General features: G+C 33.6%; 16 protein-coding genes. 8 read left to right on the top strand and 8 right to left on the bottom strand.

Going from position 1 to position 17,727, the window contains the following annotated elements; translation table 11 throughout:
• Positions 1 to 473 precede the first annotated feature (473 nt).
• From QL232_RS12680 to QL232_RS12670, 3 genes are all read right to left on the bottom strand, one after another.
• A complete protein-coding gene (locus tag QL232_RS12680; protein ID WP_281614394.1) occupies positions 474 to 1,877 on the bottom strand; it encodes an MFS transporter in 1,404 nt (467 codons plus the stop codon).
• Positions 1,878 to 2,066: 189 nt separating this feature from the next.
• The gene (locus tag QL232_RS12675; RefSeq protein ID WP_168881868.1) at positions 2,067 to 2,738 is read right to left on the bottom strand and encodes a recombinase family protein; all 672 of its coding nucleotides are present in this window, start codon (positions 2,736 to 2,738) and stop codon (positions 2,067 to 2,069) included.
• Positions 2,739 to 2,883: 145 nt separating this feature from the next.
• Positions 2,884 to 3,594: a Crp/Fnr family transcriptional regulator gene (locus tag QL232_RS12670; RefSeq protein WP_168881869.1), complete on the bottom strand. Its 711-nt coding sequence runs from the start codon at positions 3,592 to 3,594 to the stop codon at positions 2,884 to 2,886.
• A gap of 182 nt (positions 3,595 to 3,776) precedes the next feature.
• On the opposite strand from QL232_RS12670, the gene QL232_RS12665 reads away from it, so the two are divergent.
• From QL232_RS12665 to QL232_RS12645, 5 genes are all read left to right on the top strand, one after another.
• A complete protein-coding gene (locus tag QL232_RS12665; RefSeq protein ID WP_281614393.1) occupies positions 3,777 to 4,292 on the top strand; it encodes a hypothetical protein in 516 nt (171 codons plus the stop codon).
• Positions 4,293 to 4,409: 117 nt separating this feature from the next.
• A complete protein-coding gene (locus QL232_RS12660; protein ID WP_281614392.1) occupies positions 4,410 to 5,327 on the top strand; it encodes a zinc-dependent peptidase in 918 nt (305 codons plus the stop codon).
• A gap of 149 nt (positions 5,328 to 5,476) precedes the next feature.
• Complete coding sequence (locus QL232_RS12655) at positions 5,477 to 8,125, top strand: glycoside hydrolase family 19 protein (protein WP_281614391.1); 2,649 nt, start codon at positions 5,477 to 5,479, stop codon at positions 8,123 to 8,125.
• 76 nt (positions 8,126 to 8,201) lie between these two features.
• Positions 8,202 to 9,059 (top strand): helix-turn-helix domain-containing protein, encoded by an 858-nt coding sequence (locus tag QL232_RS12650; protein ID WP_281614390.1) that lies wholly within the window; start codon positions 8,202 to 8,204, stop codon positions 9,057 to 9,059.
• A 91-nt stretch (positions 9,060 to 9,150) separates the two neighbouring features.
• Entirely contained in the window at positions 9,151 to 10,029 is an 879-nt protein-coding gene (locus tag QL232_RS12645; RefSeq protein ID WP_281614389.1) for a pirin family protein, read from the top strand.
• Between the two features lie 82 nt (positions 10,030 to 10,111).
• On the opposite strand, the gene QL232_RS12640 is transcribed toward QL232_RS12645, so the two are convergent.
• The gene (locus tag QL232_RS12640; RefSeq protein WP_281614388.1) at positions 10,112 to 10,507 is read right to left on the bottom strand and encodes a hypothetical protein; all 396 of its coding nucleotides are present in this window, start codon (positions 10,505 to 10,507) and stop codon (positions 10,112 to 10,114) included.
• A gap of 259 nt (positions 10,508 to 10,766) precedes the next feature.
• Between QL232_RS12640 and QL232_RS12635 the strand changes: the two genes are divergently transcribed.
• Positions 10,767 to 11,624 (top strand): hypothetical protein, encoded by an 858-nt coding sequence (locus QL232_RS12635; protein ID WP_281614387.1) that lies wholly within the window; start codon positions 10,767 to 10,769, stop codon positions 11,622 to 11,624.
• 182 nt (positions 11,625 to 11,806) lie between these two features.
• Positions 11,807 to 12,190: a nucleoside 2-deoxyribosyltransferase gene (locus QL232_RS12630; RefSeq protein ID WP_281614386.1), complete on the top strand. Its 384-nt coding sequence runs from the start codon at positions 11,807 to 11,809 to the stop codon at positions 12,188 to 12,190.
• Positions 12,191 to 12,197: 7 nt separating this feature from the next.
• Here QL232_RS12630 and QL232_RS12625 read toward each other — a convergent pair whose 3' ends face one another.
• Positions 12,198 to 12,899: a hypothetical protein gene (locus QL232_RS12625; RefSeq protein ID WP_281614385.1), complete on the bottom strand. Its 702-nt coding sequence runs from the start codon at positions 12,897 to 12,899 to the stop codon at positions 12,198 to 12,200.
• Between the two features lie 162 nt (positions 12,900 to 13,061).
• Between QL232_RS12625 and QL232_RS12620 the strand changes: the two genes are divergently transcribed.
• Positions 13,062 to 13,214 carry a hypothetical protein gene (locus QL232_RS12620; protein WP_281614384.1) on the top strand — a complete coding sequence of 51 codons (153 nt, stop codon included), beginning with the start codon at positions 13,062 to 13,064 and terminating at the stop codon, positions 13,212 to 13,214.
• Between the two features lie 17 nt (positions 13,215 to 13,231).
• Here the strand turns inward: QL232_RS12620 and QL232_RS12615 are convergent, their stop codons facing one another.
• The 3 genes from QL232_RS12615 to QL232_RS12605 form a co-directional block, all read right to left on the bottom strand.
• Positions 13,232 to 14,587, bottom strand: a complete 1,356-nt coding sequence (locus QL232_RS12615; protein ID WP_281614383.1) for a hypothetical protein — start codon at positions 14,585 to 14,587, stop codon at positions 13,232 to 13,234.
• 245 nt (positions 14,588 to 14,832) lie between these two features.
• Complete coding sequence (locus tag QL232_RS12610) at positions 14,833 to 15,981, bottom strand: toxin-antitoxin system YwqK family antitoxin (protein WP_281614382.1); 1,149 nt, start codon at positions 15,979 to 15,981, stop codon at positions 14,833 to 14,835.
• A 197-nt stretch (positions 15,982 to 16,178) separates the two neighbouring features.
• On the bottom strand, positions 16,179 to 17,609 hold the full coding sequence (locus tag QL232_RS12605; protein ID WP_281614381.1) for an MATE family efflux transporter: 1,431 nt from the start codon (positions 17,607 to 17,609) through the stop codon (positions 16,179 to 16,181).
• Positions 17,610 to 17,727: the final 118 nt, after the last annotated feature.

Here is a 17,727-nt window from a genome sequence, read left to right as displayed (position 1 = left end):
AAATAAAAATATTTTCTACTATTTTCACTTGTTAACTAATCAAATGAAACTTTTTACCATGGTTTTGACGTTTGTATTAGTGTAAGTCAGAAAGACAAAAACATTAGTAATAGATAGCAATGATTGAACATTGTTATCGATTTACAAAAGACACAATAGTTTGCTTTAAGTAATGGGGAAAGGGTATTCGCGATGCGGGTTCCCTTCTTTTTTGTCTATACTTTTTTGAGCACAATACATCGATGCAAATTCACTACTACTACAACCAGAAGACTGTTTGTTTTTTGTTTTATTACTCCCTTTAATATCTCATTATTATTGATACTTCCAGTGAAGTATACTCATTTGTATTCTATGGATCACTACACTTATAAATTTTCGATATAAAAAAGCAGCCCCACCCTAAAAGGATGAAGCTGCTATTTGGAATTATAAGAGTATTTTTTTACTCGGAACACTATTTTACTTTGAACCTACAATGCAACTGCAGGCCCTTCCATGTTGTCGTCTATTCTATTTTTGTTTATTAGTTCTTGTTCTTTTAAAGAAGCTTCAAAAGCTTCTAATTTCTTTTGTTCTTCAATAGCTGCTGCCTCATCTGCTTCAGAGAACTTAATTAATAATCCTAAGAAACCTACTGCTGCAACTACGAATCCGAACGCGAAGAAAGCATCTTGTAAAGAAGATCCACTTCTTAATAAGTATTGTGCATATAATACCGCACCCACATTACCACCTGCACCTACAATACCAGATACTGCTCCTAAAGCTTTTCTGTTGATAAATGGTACTACAGAATAGGTAGCTCCTTCCGCCATTTGTACAAATAATGAGAAGAATACCATACTTGCAATCGCCAAGCCTAATACATTCATCTGAGAGAATATTAATAAGGCTAAACCTTCAGCAATAACCACATATACTAATATTTTCACTCTACCATTCAAACCTGAGTTTTTAGCAAATTTATCTGCAATCCAACCACCTGTTGAACGAGCAAACAAGTTCATTGCACCAAAGAATAATACTACAAAACCTGCAGCTTCTTGGCTTAAGCTAAATTTTTCTTGGTAATAAGTAGAGGCTTTTCCTGTTACAAAAAGTTCCATACCGAAACATCCTGCATACATAAGGAATAAAATCCAAACTCTTTTATCTGAAGCTGCTGTTAAGAATAAACTCTTCTCTCCTTTTTTAGATTGAGGTCTTTCTTCTGGTAAATCTGTATAGTTACCTTTTGGACAGTCAGTTGTATATTTCCAGTATAAGTATGCTACTAATAACATGATAGCAGCAGGAATGTACATAGCAATTCTCCATGATTCAGTCGCTTCTGCTAAACCAAATGCAGCAACACCTGAAGCAATTAATGGCATAGTAGCGTTAGTAACACCACCACCTAAGTTACCCCATCCTGCAGTAGTTGCATTTGCAATACCAATTACGTTTGGAGCGAACATTACTGAAGTATGATATTGAGTAATTACGAAAGAAGCACCGATTACACCAATAGCTAAGCGAGAAAGTAAGTAAGTTTCCCATGTCGTTGCAAATGATGAACCTGCTACTGCAAAAGCACCAAAGATTAATAAGTATACATAACTTTTTCTTGGTCCAATTTTATCACAAAGGTTTCCGATACCTAATCTTGCAAAAATGGTCACACCAACAGATGCTATAAATGCTAAAGTTGTTTGTGCTTTAGTTAAATCTAAATCTGGAGCGATTGTAGATTTCATTAATGGTGCATGAGAGAACCAACCAAAGAAGCATAAAAAGAATGCGATCCAGCTAAGGTGAAATGTTCTCATTTGTATACTACTGAAATCAAACAAGTTGATCTTTGTAGCTTTTTCATTTGATGTGATTGATTGCATAATTGTAAGTATTTCTCTACGCTTTGTTTTCTTTACGTATACAATACTACGTATTATTACTTATTTTAAAAACATTTTAGGCCTATTTTTTACGTAAATACGTATTTTGGGTATAAAAAAAGACCATTTACAAGTAAATAACTCTCGTTACTACGTATAAATGGTCTTCTTATTTATAATTAATGGTACTTAAACTTCCATTAAATTTCTTTCAGATTGGTACTCTTCAATTGAATCTTGTAGCGATTGTGTTTGCTCTTGAAGTGCTTCTCTCTTTTCAGCTTCAATTTCTCTTAAACGTTTACGCACTCTAGAAACTTGTGTTTTACCAACACCTGTTAGTTCCGAAATCTCTTTTGTTGTTAAACCACTCTGAAGCCCTTCAATAACATCCTTATTTCTATCAGACCAACGATCGTAATTCATCTTACGGCCTTTTTTACCTCCTTTATATTTACCCTCGGCTTTTGCTCTAGCAATACCTTCAACGGTTTTTTCATGTACCTGGTATTCCTTCATATGAAGCATTGTTTCAAAAGCAGAAATCACAGCCTTTATACCTACTCTTGCTTCTTCGTCCGTAGTTTCAAATTTGTAGATATTTACGATTGCTTCTGTCGCATACAATGCTTTCAAGGCATCTAATATATCTTTAGGGTTATCTCCTAAACGATCTATATCTCCAATATATAAGGTGTCTTCTGCAGATAAAATCTCTAGCAATTCTTTTGCTCTAGGTCTTTCTACAAATGGAAGTGTAACAGGACATTTATCGATATAAGGTTTTCCTTTGATCTTTGCCTGTTGTTGAAACTTTGATTGAGCTACTGTAGATACTCTTAGATAAGTAAAAGTTGACATGCTGATTAAAAAATAAAGATTCAGTGCCGAAAAAATAAACACACTTTAGAGTATGCTATTCGATTTCACATTTTACGGATTTTTTCTGATTTTTTCACTATTTCAAGTGTTACATTTTCATCAAATCACATTAAACACCTGTCAGTCAACTATCTATAAAGAAATTATGTTCTGCGATTTCTCTTTTCAGCTTATCTAGTTTTACAATACCGATCTTTTTGCCTTGAGCAACGACAATCCCTTCTTTTTTCAGAGATGAAATCACTCTAATTACTTGTTCATCAGTGGTTCCTGCAAAATCAGCAATTTCTTTTCTAGACAATTGAATATTTAAGAAAGATTTTGTCATACCAAACTTTCTATTGATATATAGTATAGCATCGATGACTTTTTCGCGTACAGTCATCTGAGCAATTTTCCTCACTTTATTTTCGCTTCTATTTAGTTCTTCCGCGTAAAAGAGCATCATCGAGTATGATAATTCTGGAATGGATTTCAACATATCATTAATCACTTCATTCGAGAAGTTACACAATACAACATCTTCTATTGCCACTGCACTAATATGATAAAATTGACCAACGCCGAATCCTCTATGCCCAATAATTTCACCATCATGACATAATCTAACTATTTGTTCACGGCCATTAATCCCCGTTTTTCCAACTTTTACTTTGCCTTTTTGCACAAAATATAATCCATGTACAGGAGCCCCTTCTAAAATAAAAGGTTGTCCTTTTCTTGCATTTACGTTTAGCTTTTTCTCCAAAAACGGTTTAGCTACTTCAGTCAGACAGTTTTGTTTGATGATACAATTCTCGTTTGAGCAAGCTTGACAATCAACTTTATTATTCATTTGCTAGTTAAGTCTTGATAATTAATTACGTAAATATACGTATTTAACATTTTAAATAAAAGAAGACAATTTTTATGCACACATAATTCTTTAAGATTTGAAAATATATTAATATTGAACATCTTTATATAATCAATCTAAAGCAAACACTATCTTATAATCGTAACTTAAGCAAACTTACTATGTCAAAATCTAAATTTGTCATTACTCTTATTGTCTTAGCATTCTTCCTATCATCTTGTTCAGAAGACGATGATATTCACCCTAATCATTCTTTAATTCTTGGCGCATGGAAGTTGGTATCAGCGGAATCGTCTACGATGAATACTTTTCAAATCAACGGTACCAGTGAACAAACTATGACAAAAAATTCTCACCATAATATCCGAGTAACAACCACCTTTAAGGAAGATAATTCTGTAACATCAAAAGGGACTTCCAATATTGATGTAACTAGTCTTATTAATGGCATTGAGAATACAACCAAACTAAAGAATGTTCCTTCGACTTTTAATGGTAGTTGGTTAATCGATGAGGAGAAACTCATTCTCACAACAATAGAAGGCATTGAAGAATATACAATAGAAAAGATTACTGAAAATAAAATGGTCTTAACGATAAATACTAACATTACGAGAGTTCAAACAGGGATTACTTCGATCATCGTTTCGGATACCCGACTTGAATTCAAGAAATAAAACAATTTTGCTAGAGACCTTAAGCCTTTCTTTATGGAAGGCTTTTTTATTATCTTGAATGTTTACCAAATTTCTATTTATCTCCTTTACTTTCTAAACCTTTTACTACTACAGCTTATGAATATTGGAATTTTAGTGGCCTCTCTGCTTAGCATTATTATCATCATCGAAATCTTTAGGTATTTAATTAAGACTTCGAGAAAAGATCGTGATAAAAAGAAGTTTACCAGAAAAGAATTCTCTTCTGAATGGAGATCAATTTTAAAAGAGCATGTTGTTTATTATAACGAATTGCCCAAGGAAAAACAGGATAACTTCGAACAAAGAGTACTTCACTTTCTAGATAATATTAAGATTACTCCGATTGAAACTGAGATTGAAGATCTAGACCGTTTATTAGTAGGTTGTAGTGCTATTATACCCATTTTCGGCTACCCGAAGTGGGAATATCCTAATCTGAATGAAGTGATCATTCTTGAATCTGATCTTAATGATACAGTCTTTGTGAAAGAATTTGGAGAAGGACATGTACTCGGAATGGTAGGAGAAGGAAGATTAAAAAATAGAATGTTGCTATCAAAAGGAGCATTAAGAGAAGGATTCCGAAACGACAATGATAAAAAGAATGTTGGTATTCATGAGTTTGTCCATTTGATAGATATGGCGGATGGATCAACAGACGGTATTCCCGAAATACTTCTTCAGAAAAGTTACACACTTCCTTGGATCAAACTAATGCATAAAGAAACTCAGAAGGTATTAGAAAAAGAATCTGATATTAACCCTTATGGAGCCACCAATGAAAAAGAATTTTTAACGGTCACTTCAGAGTATTTCTTTGAACGTCCCAACTTACTAAAAAAGAAGCATCCTGAGTTGTATAAAAAGCTTGAATTGATTTTTAATCAAGACATGGCCAAGCAGGAAAAAGATTATCAAAGGAATAAGAAAAAAACTGAAATCAATAGAAATGATCCTTGTCCTTGTGGTAGTGGTAAAAAGTACAAAAACTGCTGTGGGACAGAGAATAACTAAGTTGTATAAGAGTTTTGTACCCCTAAAATTCCTTTATTGTTACCCTAATTGTACCCCATATAATTTTTATTATTCTTCATTTTTCAAAGATGTTTGCTGAACATGAGTCACCACTCATTACTATCTATTTTCAGTAATATTTTTTTGAAATGAATTATTTATCGACAATTACTACCTCTCTCTTTTTGGGACTTCTACTACTCTGTTCCCAAAAAGTAAATGCTCAAACAGCACCTCTTACTGAGGCAGAATACAATGAACTGTTTCCATACCGTTTTGGAACAGAACCATCACCAGATGGTGGATATATTTTGTTACCTGAAAACGACTTCTATTCCTATGATAACTTCTTAGAAGCAATTCAACGAATGAAGCTCATTAAGGTATATATGGAACGAAGAGAGGGAACAAACCTTTATAGAGTTACCAGAGAAAATAAAACTACAGGTGAACAGAAAGTAATCCGTGTAGATGAAGGGTTTAACGACTCTTGGAATAGTCAAAAGAGTATTATTCAACAAGAAGTAGACTATGGTAACTTTTTAGCTGAAGGATCTGCTGATCAACAAAAAAGAGAACTTTCTGCTTTCTTAGCGAATATATCACAAGAAACTACAGGCGGATGGGATACCGCTCCGGGAGGAAAATACTCTTGGGGATTATACTTTAGAGAAGAAGTAAGTTATGAAGGTACTGATTTGATTGGATATGTCGCACAAAATCATCCAGATTACCCTGCCGTAGCAGGTAAATCTTACCATGGCAGAGGCCCAATTCAACTATCTTGGAATTACAATTATGGTCAGGTCAGTCAGTTTTTATATGGAGACAAAAACATCCTTTTGGCCAACCCTGAAAGTGTGATCCAAGATGGAGCATTAGCTTTTCAAACAGCCATTTGGTTTTGGATGACACCACAATTTCCTAAGCCTTCCGCTCATGATGTTATGGTAGGAAATTGGATTCCCACTTCTTTTGATTTAGAAAACAATCGTAACCCTGGTTTTGGTGTAACTGTTAATATCATTAATGGAGGTCTAGAATGTGGATCTGGTACTGAAAAAAGTAAAGTATTAAGCAGAATTGGACACTATGAACGTCATTCACAAATTCTTGGTGTTTCAACGGATTTAGACGGACAATCCAGTTGTAATGCTTGTGGTTGTGCATCACAAAAGCCTTTTGGAGGTATAGAACCAGAACCTACTCCCGTCAAACCAAGAATCAGCCTATTAAGTCCTGCGTCCACAGAAATCAGACAAGAGAATTTCTCTGCGATCGCAATAGACGTTTCTATTTTAGATAAAGACAATCAAAACTTAACGGCTTCAAGTATTGCAATCGATGGTTCTACCATTGCTACTAATACTACTTCTACCACATTTCTTCCAAATGCTTATAAAACTTATACACTCCTAATAAAAGCTGTAGATAATAGCGGAGAAGAAAGTACTTTAAACTATAGTTTTGAGGTAATTGATCCTAAAGAAAACTGTGGTACTCCATGGGAAGAAAAAGTATATACTGCCAATGAAGAAGTAGTCTATGAAGGAATTATCTATACTGCAGGTTGGGAAACTAAAAGCAGTGATGTTCCGGGTGTAGCAAATGTTTGGAAACTACAATCTACATGTCCTGGATTCACTTTTGATTGTACAGGAATAGAAGAATGGAGTAGTTCTAAGACTTATCAGACCAATGGTATGCAAGTGGTTTTTCAAGGAAAAATCTATGTATTCAATAAATGGTGGTCGGTTGGAAATCAGCCTGATTTAGACAGTAGCACTTGGACATTACTTGGCAATTGTTCTTCAAGTGGTGGCGATGTTGATACTCCTCCTAGTTTATCGTTTATTACTCCATCTAATACTACTCAAATAGTAGGGCTTCAATCAATCGGTATTCAATTGTCTGCTGAAGATGACAAAGGAACTCCTAGTATTGTTATCAATGTAAACGGAGTAGAAGTAAGTACGGCAACAACATTCAATTTTACACCTAATGGATATGGTGATTACCTTTTTGAAGCTACTGCTACTGACTCAAAAGGTCAATCTACCACTTCAAGTATAACTGTTTCCTTTGTGGAAGAAGTCAATGAAAATCAACTTCCTACTGTATCAATTACCGTTGACGGAGGTACTGATATCATACAATCCACACTGTCGCCTATTAATGTCTCAATTGTAGCTGCTGATGCTGATGGACAAATCACTGATTATACGACAACTGTAGACGGGTCCGTTTATACTACTTCTAATTTCTCATTTACACCCTCTCAATTTGGGGAATTTACTATTTCTTCAACTGTAACAGATAATGAGGGTGGACAAGGGGTTTCTTCAGTAATCATTACTGTAGCTGAAGAAGTGTCTAGTACTTGTGATAACACACCAACTTATTCTGGTTACCCAACTATTTATCAAAGTGGTGACATTGTAAGTTACAATGGTATCCTTTATGAAGCAGCTGTAAATAATTTATATAATGTTACTCCTGGAACTGCTGAACATTGGTGGAAAACTATTGGTCCATGTGGGAATTCAAACGCAAGAAATATCACTTTCAATACAAGTTCTGTTGATGCTCTTTGCTATCCTAATCCATTCTCAGACTATATTATCATCAACTCTTCTATTTCATGGAGTGGGTTGAAAATTTTCAATGAGACGGGGGCATTAGTATTTGAAACATCCGAGAAAAACCATCAACTGAATCTTCAACACCTTCCTTCTGGAGTATTCATTTTAAAAATTGATACACCTGAAGGTATACTATCACAAAAGTTGATTAAGTAACCTCTTCTTTTCAATTAAAAATATGACAATCCTTTAATCAGTAGAATGATTCAAAAGATTGTCATATTTTTATTTTATGAAAGCTGTAAAAACCTATGCCTCTGTCAATAAAAATGATCATAAATCATATTTTGGTATCTCCAAAATGGAGGAGATCTATGAGAAAAGAAATGGTAAAGTAGATGATCCCCATCGACATGATTTCTTTACTTTCATATTTACAATAAAGGCAAAAGGAAAGCATAATATCGACTTTACATCCTATCCATTAGAAAGTCATCAAATCTATTTTATCTCTCCTGGACAGGTACATCAAATTATTGAAGAAGAGAAATCTGAAGGGTTTGCCCTTGTGTTCACTTCCGATTTTTTGATGCTCAATAATATCTCTGTTTCCTTTATTCAAGATCTCAATCTGTTCAATGATTTTAGTGAAACGCCTCCACTATACCCTACAGAGGAGCGATTTCAACAGATACAATCCTACCTAGAAGATATTTATTCAATTTTCCACTCCGACTTACAATTTAAAGAAGAGGCCATAGGTTCATTATTAAAATTAATCCTGATTCTCTGTTACAATACTTGTGACCTTCCGTCTGAAGAAATCCAAAATACTAACCATGTTGTTCGAGAATTTAAAGCCTTGATCAATACGCACTACGAAGAGTGGCATCACACAAGTACTTATGCAGAGGTATTACATATCTCTCCAGATCATCTAAATAAAGTCGTCAAATCACAAAGTGGTAAATCGGCAAAAGAACATATTCAAAGTAGAATTATTATTGCTGCCAAACGATTATTGTATTTCTCTAACTTAAGTAATAAAGAAATAGGGCATCAATTGGGCTTCTCAGAACCTGCCAATTTCAGTGCATTTTTTAAGAAGTGTGTAGGTGTTTCTCCCTCTCAATTCAAGAAAAATATCTAGATAACGGATTTTCATAAGTTCTTGTCGTTTTCTCATATTCCTTCCATTGGTTGTATGTACGTACTTTGTAATACATCAAATCAGTAAGAAAATGAATCGAAAAAAATTCCTTTCAACATCATTAAAATCTGCCGCTTTAGGTATTGTCTCTCCTGCAATGGTAAAGGCAAAGAATATCAAACTAAAGCAGTCAGATTATGATCAACTGATGAAGCAAGTAGGTTTTAATCACATTCCAAATAAAGAACATAAAACAATGAATACTGTATTACACAAAGCCGATACTAGAGGTCATGCAAATCATGGATGGTTAGATTCACATCATACCTTTAGCTTTGCCAATTATTACAATCCAGAAAGAGTACACTTTGGAGCTTTACGCGTATTAAACGACGATAAAGTGGCTGAAGGAAAAGGTTTCGGTACGCACCCACATGATAATATGGAAATTATTTCTATACCTATGTCTGGTGATTTAGAGCACAAAGACAGTATGGGAAATATAGCAACCATTAAAGAAGGAGAAATTCAAGTGATGAGTGCTGGCACAGGAATTTATCATTCAGAATACAATAAGAACTTAAATAAGAATGTTGAGTTTCTTCAAATCTGGGTATTTCCCAACCAAAAAGGAGTAACACCAAGATACGATCAGATATCTATAGAAGGTATTTCGAAACCAAATCAATTCAACCAAATATTATCCCCCAATGAAGCAGATCAAGGGGTTTGGATTCATCAAAATGCATGGTTCAATATGGGGACCTTTGATCAAGATACCACTATTGAATATTCTATTAACGATAAAGCCAATGGTGTGTATGCTTTTGTTTTAGAAGGTGATATAGAAATTAATGGTCAGAAATTAAATAAAAGAGATGGATTTGGTATTTGGGATACGGAGAAACTTACAGTGAAAGCCAATAAAGGTGCTAAAGTTTTATTGATGGAAGTACCAATGGAAGTATAAAAATAGAAACCCACCTATTAACAACAGGTGGGTTTACTCTACAATAAGACTTGTCTAATATATGATATTGACAATAGGTGTACTACATTCCAGGACCTCCTCTCATTCCTCCCCTTCCACCGGGTCTTCCTCCTGAAGGTCGCTGTGGCTTACTACTTTCCATGACAGTAATATATTTTCGGTATAATTTCTTTCCTAGAAGTTCTTTTACCTGTTCATTCCTTACCGTTTCCAATTCTTCCATTTTTTCTTTGTCGCGTTGTTTCATTGCTTCTTGTGCTTCTGTAAAAAATGCAACATGAATATCGTATACTCCCTTTCTTTGGTAATTGGTCAGTTCTACCTCCTCCTCTATTTTTCCTAATGTTTCCGTTGCCATTTCTTCCGGTGTTCCCATTGGTTTACGGTCATTATTTTGTCCATTTACATAACAAAAAACGAGAAGAAATAGAGTAGTGATGCTCACTTTTAAATGCATAATATATTTCGATTGATTAATGTTTTAGGCCTATAGCCTCTACTAAAAAGATAGATACATTACCGCCGAAAAAGGTGTAAATGAAAGGACTGTTTTTAAACGAAAGGGCCGTTTTTTTCAACGAACGGAAGTTTTACCTAGATAGTGTACACTGTTTTTTTTTACGCTACCCTGCCTTATTATTATTTTTTCCTTTTGATGTTATTCTTTTGTAATTAATTTTGAAGGACTACTAAAAAACTTCGCAAACTATTGTACAATGAAACGACTTATCTTTAGCTTACTTTTCGGTATGTTATTTTTTTCTTGTGATAATACTGAGCCTGAACTCATATCTCAAGAACCTGTAATCAAATACCTACAGACAGTCACAACAAATAATTCGAAAGGTCGAATTCTAGCTCGTCTAACAGTGGAGTATAACTCCAATAAAAAACCTTCTAATATCCTATCTAATCGATTTTCAACAGGCTATGAAGATGAAATAAGATTTTATAACGAAACTTCAAATATGACCTACGATGAAGAAGGAAAAATCATAAGTTATATTCAGAAGCAAATTTATATAGATCAGTCCCATAAAAATACTATCCGAGAGGTTAAGGTATCTTATGGTGAGAATAGCATTACGGAATATGTTACCAACGATTATGGTAACCACAAGATTGACATCTTTTTAAATACTTATGGTCAACCTGTTGAAAAGGTAACATATTACGATTTAGAAAAACCTATAACGAAAGAAACATATATTTGGAAAGATGGGAACATTACGAGTATCAAAAATTACGAGTACTCAGGTGAGGAGGAATACTTGGTTAGGGAAGTAAGTATCACTTACGATACCTACCATAATCCTTATACCTACCTTAAAGATCTAAATGAAATTAGATATACTACAGAGAACCTTAAAACCACAAATAATCCATTAACGATCTTAGAGACTTATTATAATGATGACTACGGGTATACATCAAGTGCGTCATTACAATATGAATATGATAAAGAAGAGTATCCTATTTCATACTTCTATAGTTACTCACGAAATGCAACACATTCGAGTGATCATTTTATCATTGAGCATGAAAAAATATTTGAATATCAAACGGAAGAATAAACAATAAGATTGTTGAGCTACATGCTTTATTTCGTATCATGTAGTGCACAAAAGCAATCATCAAAAGAGGTGAGAATTTATATTTATTCTCACCTCTTTTATTTTTTATAACCCTTCTCAAATTCTAGTACGAAGTATTAATTTTACCATTACATCATCTATAATAAAACCTTTAGATTATCATGAAAAAGGCATACTTAGGCATCAGCTTTTCAAATAGAAAAAAGTTTGATAAAGAAATTGAAACTTTATCATTACTTCTAAAACAACACAACTACCATCTTTTTGTCTTTGTTGACCATTACCATTTTCAACCACAGCAGGAAAAAGAAATGATGGCAACGGCTTTTCAAGAAATTGATAACTCTGACCTATTTATTGCAGAGTTAACTACAAAAGCTATTGGAGTAGGAATTGAATTAGGATACGCTTATGCAAAAGGAATACCCGTTGTTTACCTCCCTAAGAAAGGAAGTGAATATTCTACAACTGCAGCAGGCTGTGCAAGCAACATTATTGAATATGACAATATTGAAGATATTGAAATTAAAGACCTAGGTGTATAAAATTACTTTACTTGAAAAGACTTAAAAAGGTCTGTATTGGCTTAGACTTTACTAACCACGCGATAGCAAATGAACAAACAGCTACTGTTTCTAGCCAAAACACATAGTTGGGAAAATATTTCCTTAAGCTTTCAACCATTTCCAATACCCCAATAACTAAAACAGACAACCCGATCAGTATACCACAAGTTCTGTAAATCCAAACGTTCTTTTTAGATTTTGGGAATTTAAAAAAGCTCATCACTCCTAGTAAAATCACAAACAAAGCAGAGGAGAAAAAATGAATGGTATTCACGAACTTATCACTCATTGAACCAAACAAATAATTATCGGCAGGATATCCATGAAAAGATACTTCTGAACATACATTGATAGAATAAGCAGGAAACAGTACCAAAACAATAGCACTAATACCTGCCGTCGAAGTAATAGCATGATCACTAAACCACTCTTTATCGGTTTTCTTATACCCTTTATAAGCGATTAATACCACTCCTAATGACATCACCATACCAATTAAAAATACGGCTGAAGGGGTATAATAAAAATGACTCATGGAAGGCATTAAACGATTACCGTTTCCCACAAATAATAATACTGGAAGTAGTAATCCAAAAGAACCAAGAACTAGCCTTATACGCCTCATCTCTATCTTTGGCTCATGATTATTGTTATTTTCTTTTTCCTCATTTGTAGAATTCTGTACCATGATAGTTTGTTTTTTAGTTATTAATTATTCCTCAATAATGAAGAGCTGTATTGTAATCCAACCACTCTAAGGCGGAAAATAGAGCAAAGTAACCTCACACTTTTAATATTTCAATTTAATATCATAAATTGTAATACAAATAAACTGATAATTAAGTGAACTATGAACAAAATAAAACTAACCAAAAGGGATCTTCTACTATTCGCCTTAGGCATTTGCTCTGTTTTTGTATTTGAAGTGATTACTAATTATGAAGGACTAATAGAGGCATTTAATCAAGGACAAAATGAGGCGAAAAGCCACTTGTTTAAATAGTTTAAGCTTTCCTATTGTTAAATTTCATTCCCTACAAAATTCAAGGTTTGGACTACTTCTAATGAATAGTTATAAAATTTAAGTTGCCCCTCTTCGAAGAAGTAATGGTATTTCTTTGACTCCTCTTTTCCGTTCTCAGTGAATGAAATCAAAAGATTATCGATATTAATTTCCCATGTTCCTTTCTTTGGAGTTTTGTATTTTTGAGTAGTCAAGAAGTGATTCTCAGGTGTGAATTCAATATACATTTCGTCTTCTCCTACGACCTGCCATTTACCTAGAAATGGTTTTTCTGCCACCTTTTGGGTAAACTTTTGATCGATATTAGGAGTACGTCTTTCTAATTGCATCACTTGGTCAGTAATGTCTTCTGGATAAAGGTGTAATAAGCCTCCGGCCCAAAAGCAATTCAGTACCAATTCGTCTTTTTCACTTTCTTGTGTTAAGGTGATATTACTTTTCTTTGCATCAAAAGACCAAATACCTGAAGCCTTAGATCTATTTTCATGTATTAGTTGAAATGTATTGTCCTCATTAAAGACGAAGCTTTGTACTTTTCTTCCAAATACAAACCATTCTCCAAGAAGTAATGATTTCGATAGTTTTAGTTTTTGATCGTCTGAATAAAATATATTTCTAATGGAAACATCCTCTAATACACTTTCATCGTTATAATAAAACTTCTTGGTCCAATTTCCATTCTGATCATATTCGTATTCAAAATATCTTATGCCGTTCTCTTTTTGATTGAAATCTTCTATGACAACTTCTTCCTTCGTCAGATCTCCCAAACGGTTGTACTCATACTTTGTAAAACGCTTTACCTTTCCATTGGGTAGTTTTTCTGTGATGGATTTTGCCACCCCATCTTTATTATCATATTCAGTAATCAACAATACTTCACCATCAATGCTAACCTTTGTCTTTTTACTGAGTGCTTTACCTTCATACTCTTTCAAAGTTGTGTATAATTTCTTACCATCCGCATCAAGGTATACACTCTCTATATTTTCACCATCAACAAACTTATTTTCGAAGGTATTATTTAATTCATTTTTCATAAAAACTGAGGACGATATGATATTTCCATTCTTGTCGAAAGAATTTTCATAACGCCACATCTCTTTACCTTTATAATCTAGAAATTGAGTATGAGTGATACTATTCGCTTGGTTATAATGATAGATATCTTGAGATAAGTCTGCTTGGTAGACAATTCTAAAAACCCCTTTTTTCAGCTTGGTATCGTATTTTTTTTCTATGATTTTAACCACTTCTCCTTTTAGAGATGCTGTTTTCTTAAAGTTCTTCTGAGATGATGATATACATGAAGAGAATACGATCACTAGTAATACAAATATCTGCTTTGTCATTTTAGTCTGAGTTAGTTCAATAAAATTAGATATGCAGCAAATATACACATGTATTAAGTAATACAATAAATTTAATTGATCGTTATTTCACAGTGTATACTTCTTGATTTATAACATACCACACACTGAAATATGCAGTATGTTATTCTGTTATCAAGAATTATTATTTTTTATAGTTTGGATCGTGACTATCTATTATTTCGATTTCATGTAAATCAATTTTAACTATTCATCTAGTTAGATTCCTACAAATCTTCTCCAGATTTATAAATCATTTTATTCGTATTACTATCTAGTTTACCTTCTTTTAATAATACTCCATTTTCGTTGTAAGAAGAATGGTAAACTAAGTTATTGTTGTGATAGATTCTATGGATTTTTAATTGACCAGAAGGATACCATTTCTTGCTATCTCCATTTTTCAGACCTTTTGAATAAGTGATCAGTGTTTCTAAAGTATTGGTATTATCAAAGTAAAAGACTTCCTGTCCATCTAATACACCATTCTTATAAAATTTCTCACTGTACACTTTGTTCTCCGTTTCCTCAGAATACTCAATATATTTTCCTTCGAGTTTACCCTTTTGATACTCACATGCTACATCTTTAAATCCATTATCATAGAATGATTGATATGCCCCTTCAATGTATCCTTCTTTATAAAAACATAGTGTTTTTACTTTCCCATTATTATGAAACTCTTCGTACTTCCCTACTTTCTTTTGATCTTCATAACGTACACTCTCTTGCAACTGTCCATTGTCATAATACGTTAATTCCGTTCCCATTCTTTTTCCTTCCTTGTACTTCCTTTCTACAAATAATTGGTTGTTTTTATTGTAGTAGAAATACTTTCCATCTTTGAGTCCATTTTTATAATTTATCTTCTCTTTGGGGTTTTCATCACTGTAGTATTTTACATACTCCCCTTCTAACTTTCCATTTTTAAAGTACGATTGTTCTTCTACTTTTCCATCTTCGAAATAGTAGTAGCTTTTCCCTTCAGGAATACCATTTTCATAATGCCTCATGTACCTTAATGTACCATCATCATAATACTTTTTATGATCTCCTGATAATTGATCATGATCATATTCTTTCTCTGAAATGACAATTCCTTCATTGGTGAATTTTTTAAAAACACCATGTTTTACTCCTCTATCATAGTTTTCAATACGATAAACCAAGTGATTGTATTGAGTAGATTTAAAGTAATACGTCCACTCCCCATGCTTTTGACCGTTCAAAAGATTTCCCTTTGATTTCAACAGTTTTCCTCCGATATAATTGACCTGTTCCTCTAAACTAACTTGAACAAACTGTCCGTAAGTGGTAATAGACAATAAAGAAAAAACTAGAAAGGCAAAACCAATGAATTTGTTTTGAAAACACATATAAGAAAAGTATTGAGGGTGATGAATAATTAAATTTATCGCTTTAACATCAATATCAAAACATCTCATCGTTGAAAAAACATTCCAATAAAATGGAAAACTAACATGCACTACCTTAATACAGATATTTATCAGAGTATTGGATATAAAAAAGGTTTGTAAAACGCATCAATAACATTTTACAAACCTTTGATTACTTAAAACATTTTTGTTCTTCTAGGAAATTTCAACCCTTCAAAATCTGGTTGTGGAATTTGAATGTTCGCAGCATCTACTATTGGTAAGACCAACTTATCATTAATCTTCAATGCCTTGAACAAAACAATGGTCAGTAAGAAAGTAAGCACATCTGCCAAAGGCAACGCCAACCATATACCATTAACTCCCCAAAATTTGGGAAGGACAGAAATACTAATGGCCATAAATACAATTCCTCTACAAATTGAAATCGCATTAGCTAAACTAGCTCTATTCATTGCTTGTAAATAGGAGATGTTCATAAAGTTGGCTCCTACAAAAACAACTGCACTTGTGTATAATAAAAGACCGTTGGCTGTATAAGGAATAATAGCTTCCTCCCCAGTAAATACGCCAACAATATATTCAGCATAAAAGACAGTTAACAGCAACACGACAAGCGTCAATGTAAAAGCAACTTTTTGTCCATATCTATAGATCTCTATCACTCTCTTATATTCTTTTAAGCCAAAGTATTTACTCACAAGTGGTTGGATACCCTGAGCTAATCCGATAAAGAACATACGAGGAATCACAAAAACATAAGCGATAATCCCAAACGCAGCAACACCAGTTTCTCCTTCTGTTTTGATCAACGCTAAATTGACTAAAACTGTAATTACCATTACAGCTGCTTCCAAGATAAAAGAAGAAAAACCAAGACTACTGATTCTGTAGATCGATTTCCAATCGATGCCTTTTCCTTTTAATGTCAATTGAAAAGAAGATGTAAAGAAGTGAGTCGCTAAGTATAAAGCAGAAACCACTTGTGCAATTGCAGTAGCATAGGCACCTCCTTTGATCCCCATATTCAATTGGAAGATAAAGAAGTAGTCCAAAATCACGTTGGTTACTGCACCGAGTACTAAAGAGTACATGGCCTTTTTAGGTGCATTATCATTTCTTACAAATGCATTGAGTGAAAAGGAAATCATCAAAAAGAATGCTGCTAAAAGGCAAGGGTATAAATAATCCTTGACCAAAGGTAACAACCGTTCTGTAGCCCCAAATGCATAAAGTATTTCATTTGGGAATAAAAAAACGATACTAGCAACCACACCATATACAGCAAGGTTGAGTAATAATGTATAAGTAAAAATGCGGTTTTTCTTATCTTGTTCATGCGGATGAAGTGCCACCAATGTAGCCCCACCTACACCAAACATTAAACCCATTGCGGCTAACAGGTTGATCACTGGATACCCTACATTGACTGCAGCGATGGCTTCAGTTCCAATTCCTCTAGCGATAAAAATTCCATCTGCCACCACATATAACGAGTTGACAAGCATGCCTAATGCCGATGGCAAAGCAAAACGATAAAACTGCTTTCTGAACGCACTCTTAGTGTTCATAGTAGCTTTAGGTATTCCTACTGCACCTGTTGACATTTTTGTATTGATAAAATGGTTATTAAAGCAAAAATTTGAGATTTTAATGGGCTAAACTCAAAACCCTAACACTCTGATTTAAAGCTATTTTTGGTCTATTCTAGATTTTGATGGCGCG

Origin of the sequence: Flammeovirga sp. SubArs3 (assembly GCF_947387565.1) — a bacterium.
Taxonomy (GTDB): Bacteria; Bacteroidota; Bacteroidia; order Cytophagales; family Flammeovirgaceae; genus Flammeovirga; species Flammeovirga agarivorans.
The sequence above is the reverse complement of the archived record's forward strand: the minus strand, read 5'-3'. Positions and strand labels throughout refer to the sequence as shown.

What these genes read in the sequence shown, in the direction of transcription:
- QL232_RS12680 (WP_281614394.1), bottom strand. Translation starts at nt 1,877, where the DNA reads ATGCAATCAATCACATCAAATGAAAAAGCTACAAAGATCAACTTGTTT.
- QL232_RS12675 (WP_168881868.1), bottom strand. Translation starts at nt 2,738, where the DNA reads ATGTCAACTTTTACTTATCTAAGAGTATCTACAGTAGCTCAATCAAAG.
- QL232_RS12670 (WP_168881869.1), bottom strand. Translation starts at nt 3,594, where the DNA reads ATGAATAATAAAGTTGATTGTCAAGCTTGCTCAAACGAGAATTGTATC.
- QL232_RS12665 (WP_281614393.1), top strand. Translation starts at nt 3,777, where the DNA reads ATGTCAAAATCTAAATTTGTCATTACTCTTATTGTCTTAGCATTCTTC.
- QL232_RS12660 (WP_281614392.1), top strand. Translation starts at nt 4,410, where the DNA reads ATGAATATTGGAATTTTAGTGGCCTCTCTGCTTAGCATTATTATCATC.
- QL232_RS12655 (WP_281614391.1), top strand. Translation starts at nt 5,477, where the DNA reads ATGAATTATTTATCGACAATTACTACCTCTCTCTTTTTGGGACTTCTA.
- QL232_RS12650 (WP_281614390.1), top strand. Translation starts at nt 8,202, where the DNA reads ATGAAAGCTGTAAAAACCTATGCCTCTGTCAATAAAAATGATCATAAA.
- QL232_RS12645 (WP_281614389.1), top strand. Translation starts at nt 9,151, where the DNA reads ATGAATCGAAAAAAATTCCTTTCAACATCATTAAAATCTGCCGCTTTA.
- QL232_RS12640 (WP_281614388.1), bottom strand. Translation starts at nt 10,507, where the DNA reads ATGCATTTAAAAGTGAGCATCACTACTCTATTTCTTCTCGTTTTTTGT.
- QL232_RS12635 (WP_281614387.1), top strand. Translation starts at nt 10,767, where the DNA reads ATGAAACGACTTATCTTTAGCTTACTTTTCGGTATGTTATTTTTTTCT.
- QL232_RS12630 (WP_281614386.1), top strand. Translation starts at nt 11,807, where the DNA reads ATGAAAAAGGCATACTTAGGCATCAGCTTTTCAAATAGAAAAAAGTTT.
- QL232_RS12625 (WP_281614385.1), bottom strand. Translation starts at nt 12,899, where the DNA reads ATGGTACAGAATTCTACAAATGAGGAAAAAGAAAATAACAATAATCAT.
- QL232_RS12620 (WP_281614384.1), top strand. Translation starts at nt 13,062, where the DNA reads ATGAACAAAATAAAACTAACCAAAAGGGATCTTCTACTATTCGCCTTA.
- QL232_RS12615 (WP_281614383.1), bottom strand. Translation starts at nt 14,587, where the DNA reads ATGACAAAGCAGATATTTGTATTACTAGTGATCGTATTCTCTTCATGT.
- QL232_RS12610 (WP_281614382.1), bottom strand. Translation starts at nt 15,981, where the DNA reads ATGTGTTTTCAAAACAAATTCATTGGTTTTGCCTTTCTAGTTTTTTCT.
- QL232_RS12605 (WP_281614381.1), bottom strand. Translation starts at nt 17,609, where the DNA reads ATGTCAACAGGTGCAGTAGGAATACCTAAAGCTACTATGAACACTAAG.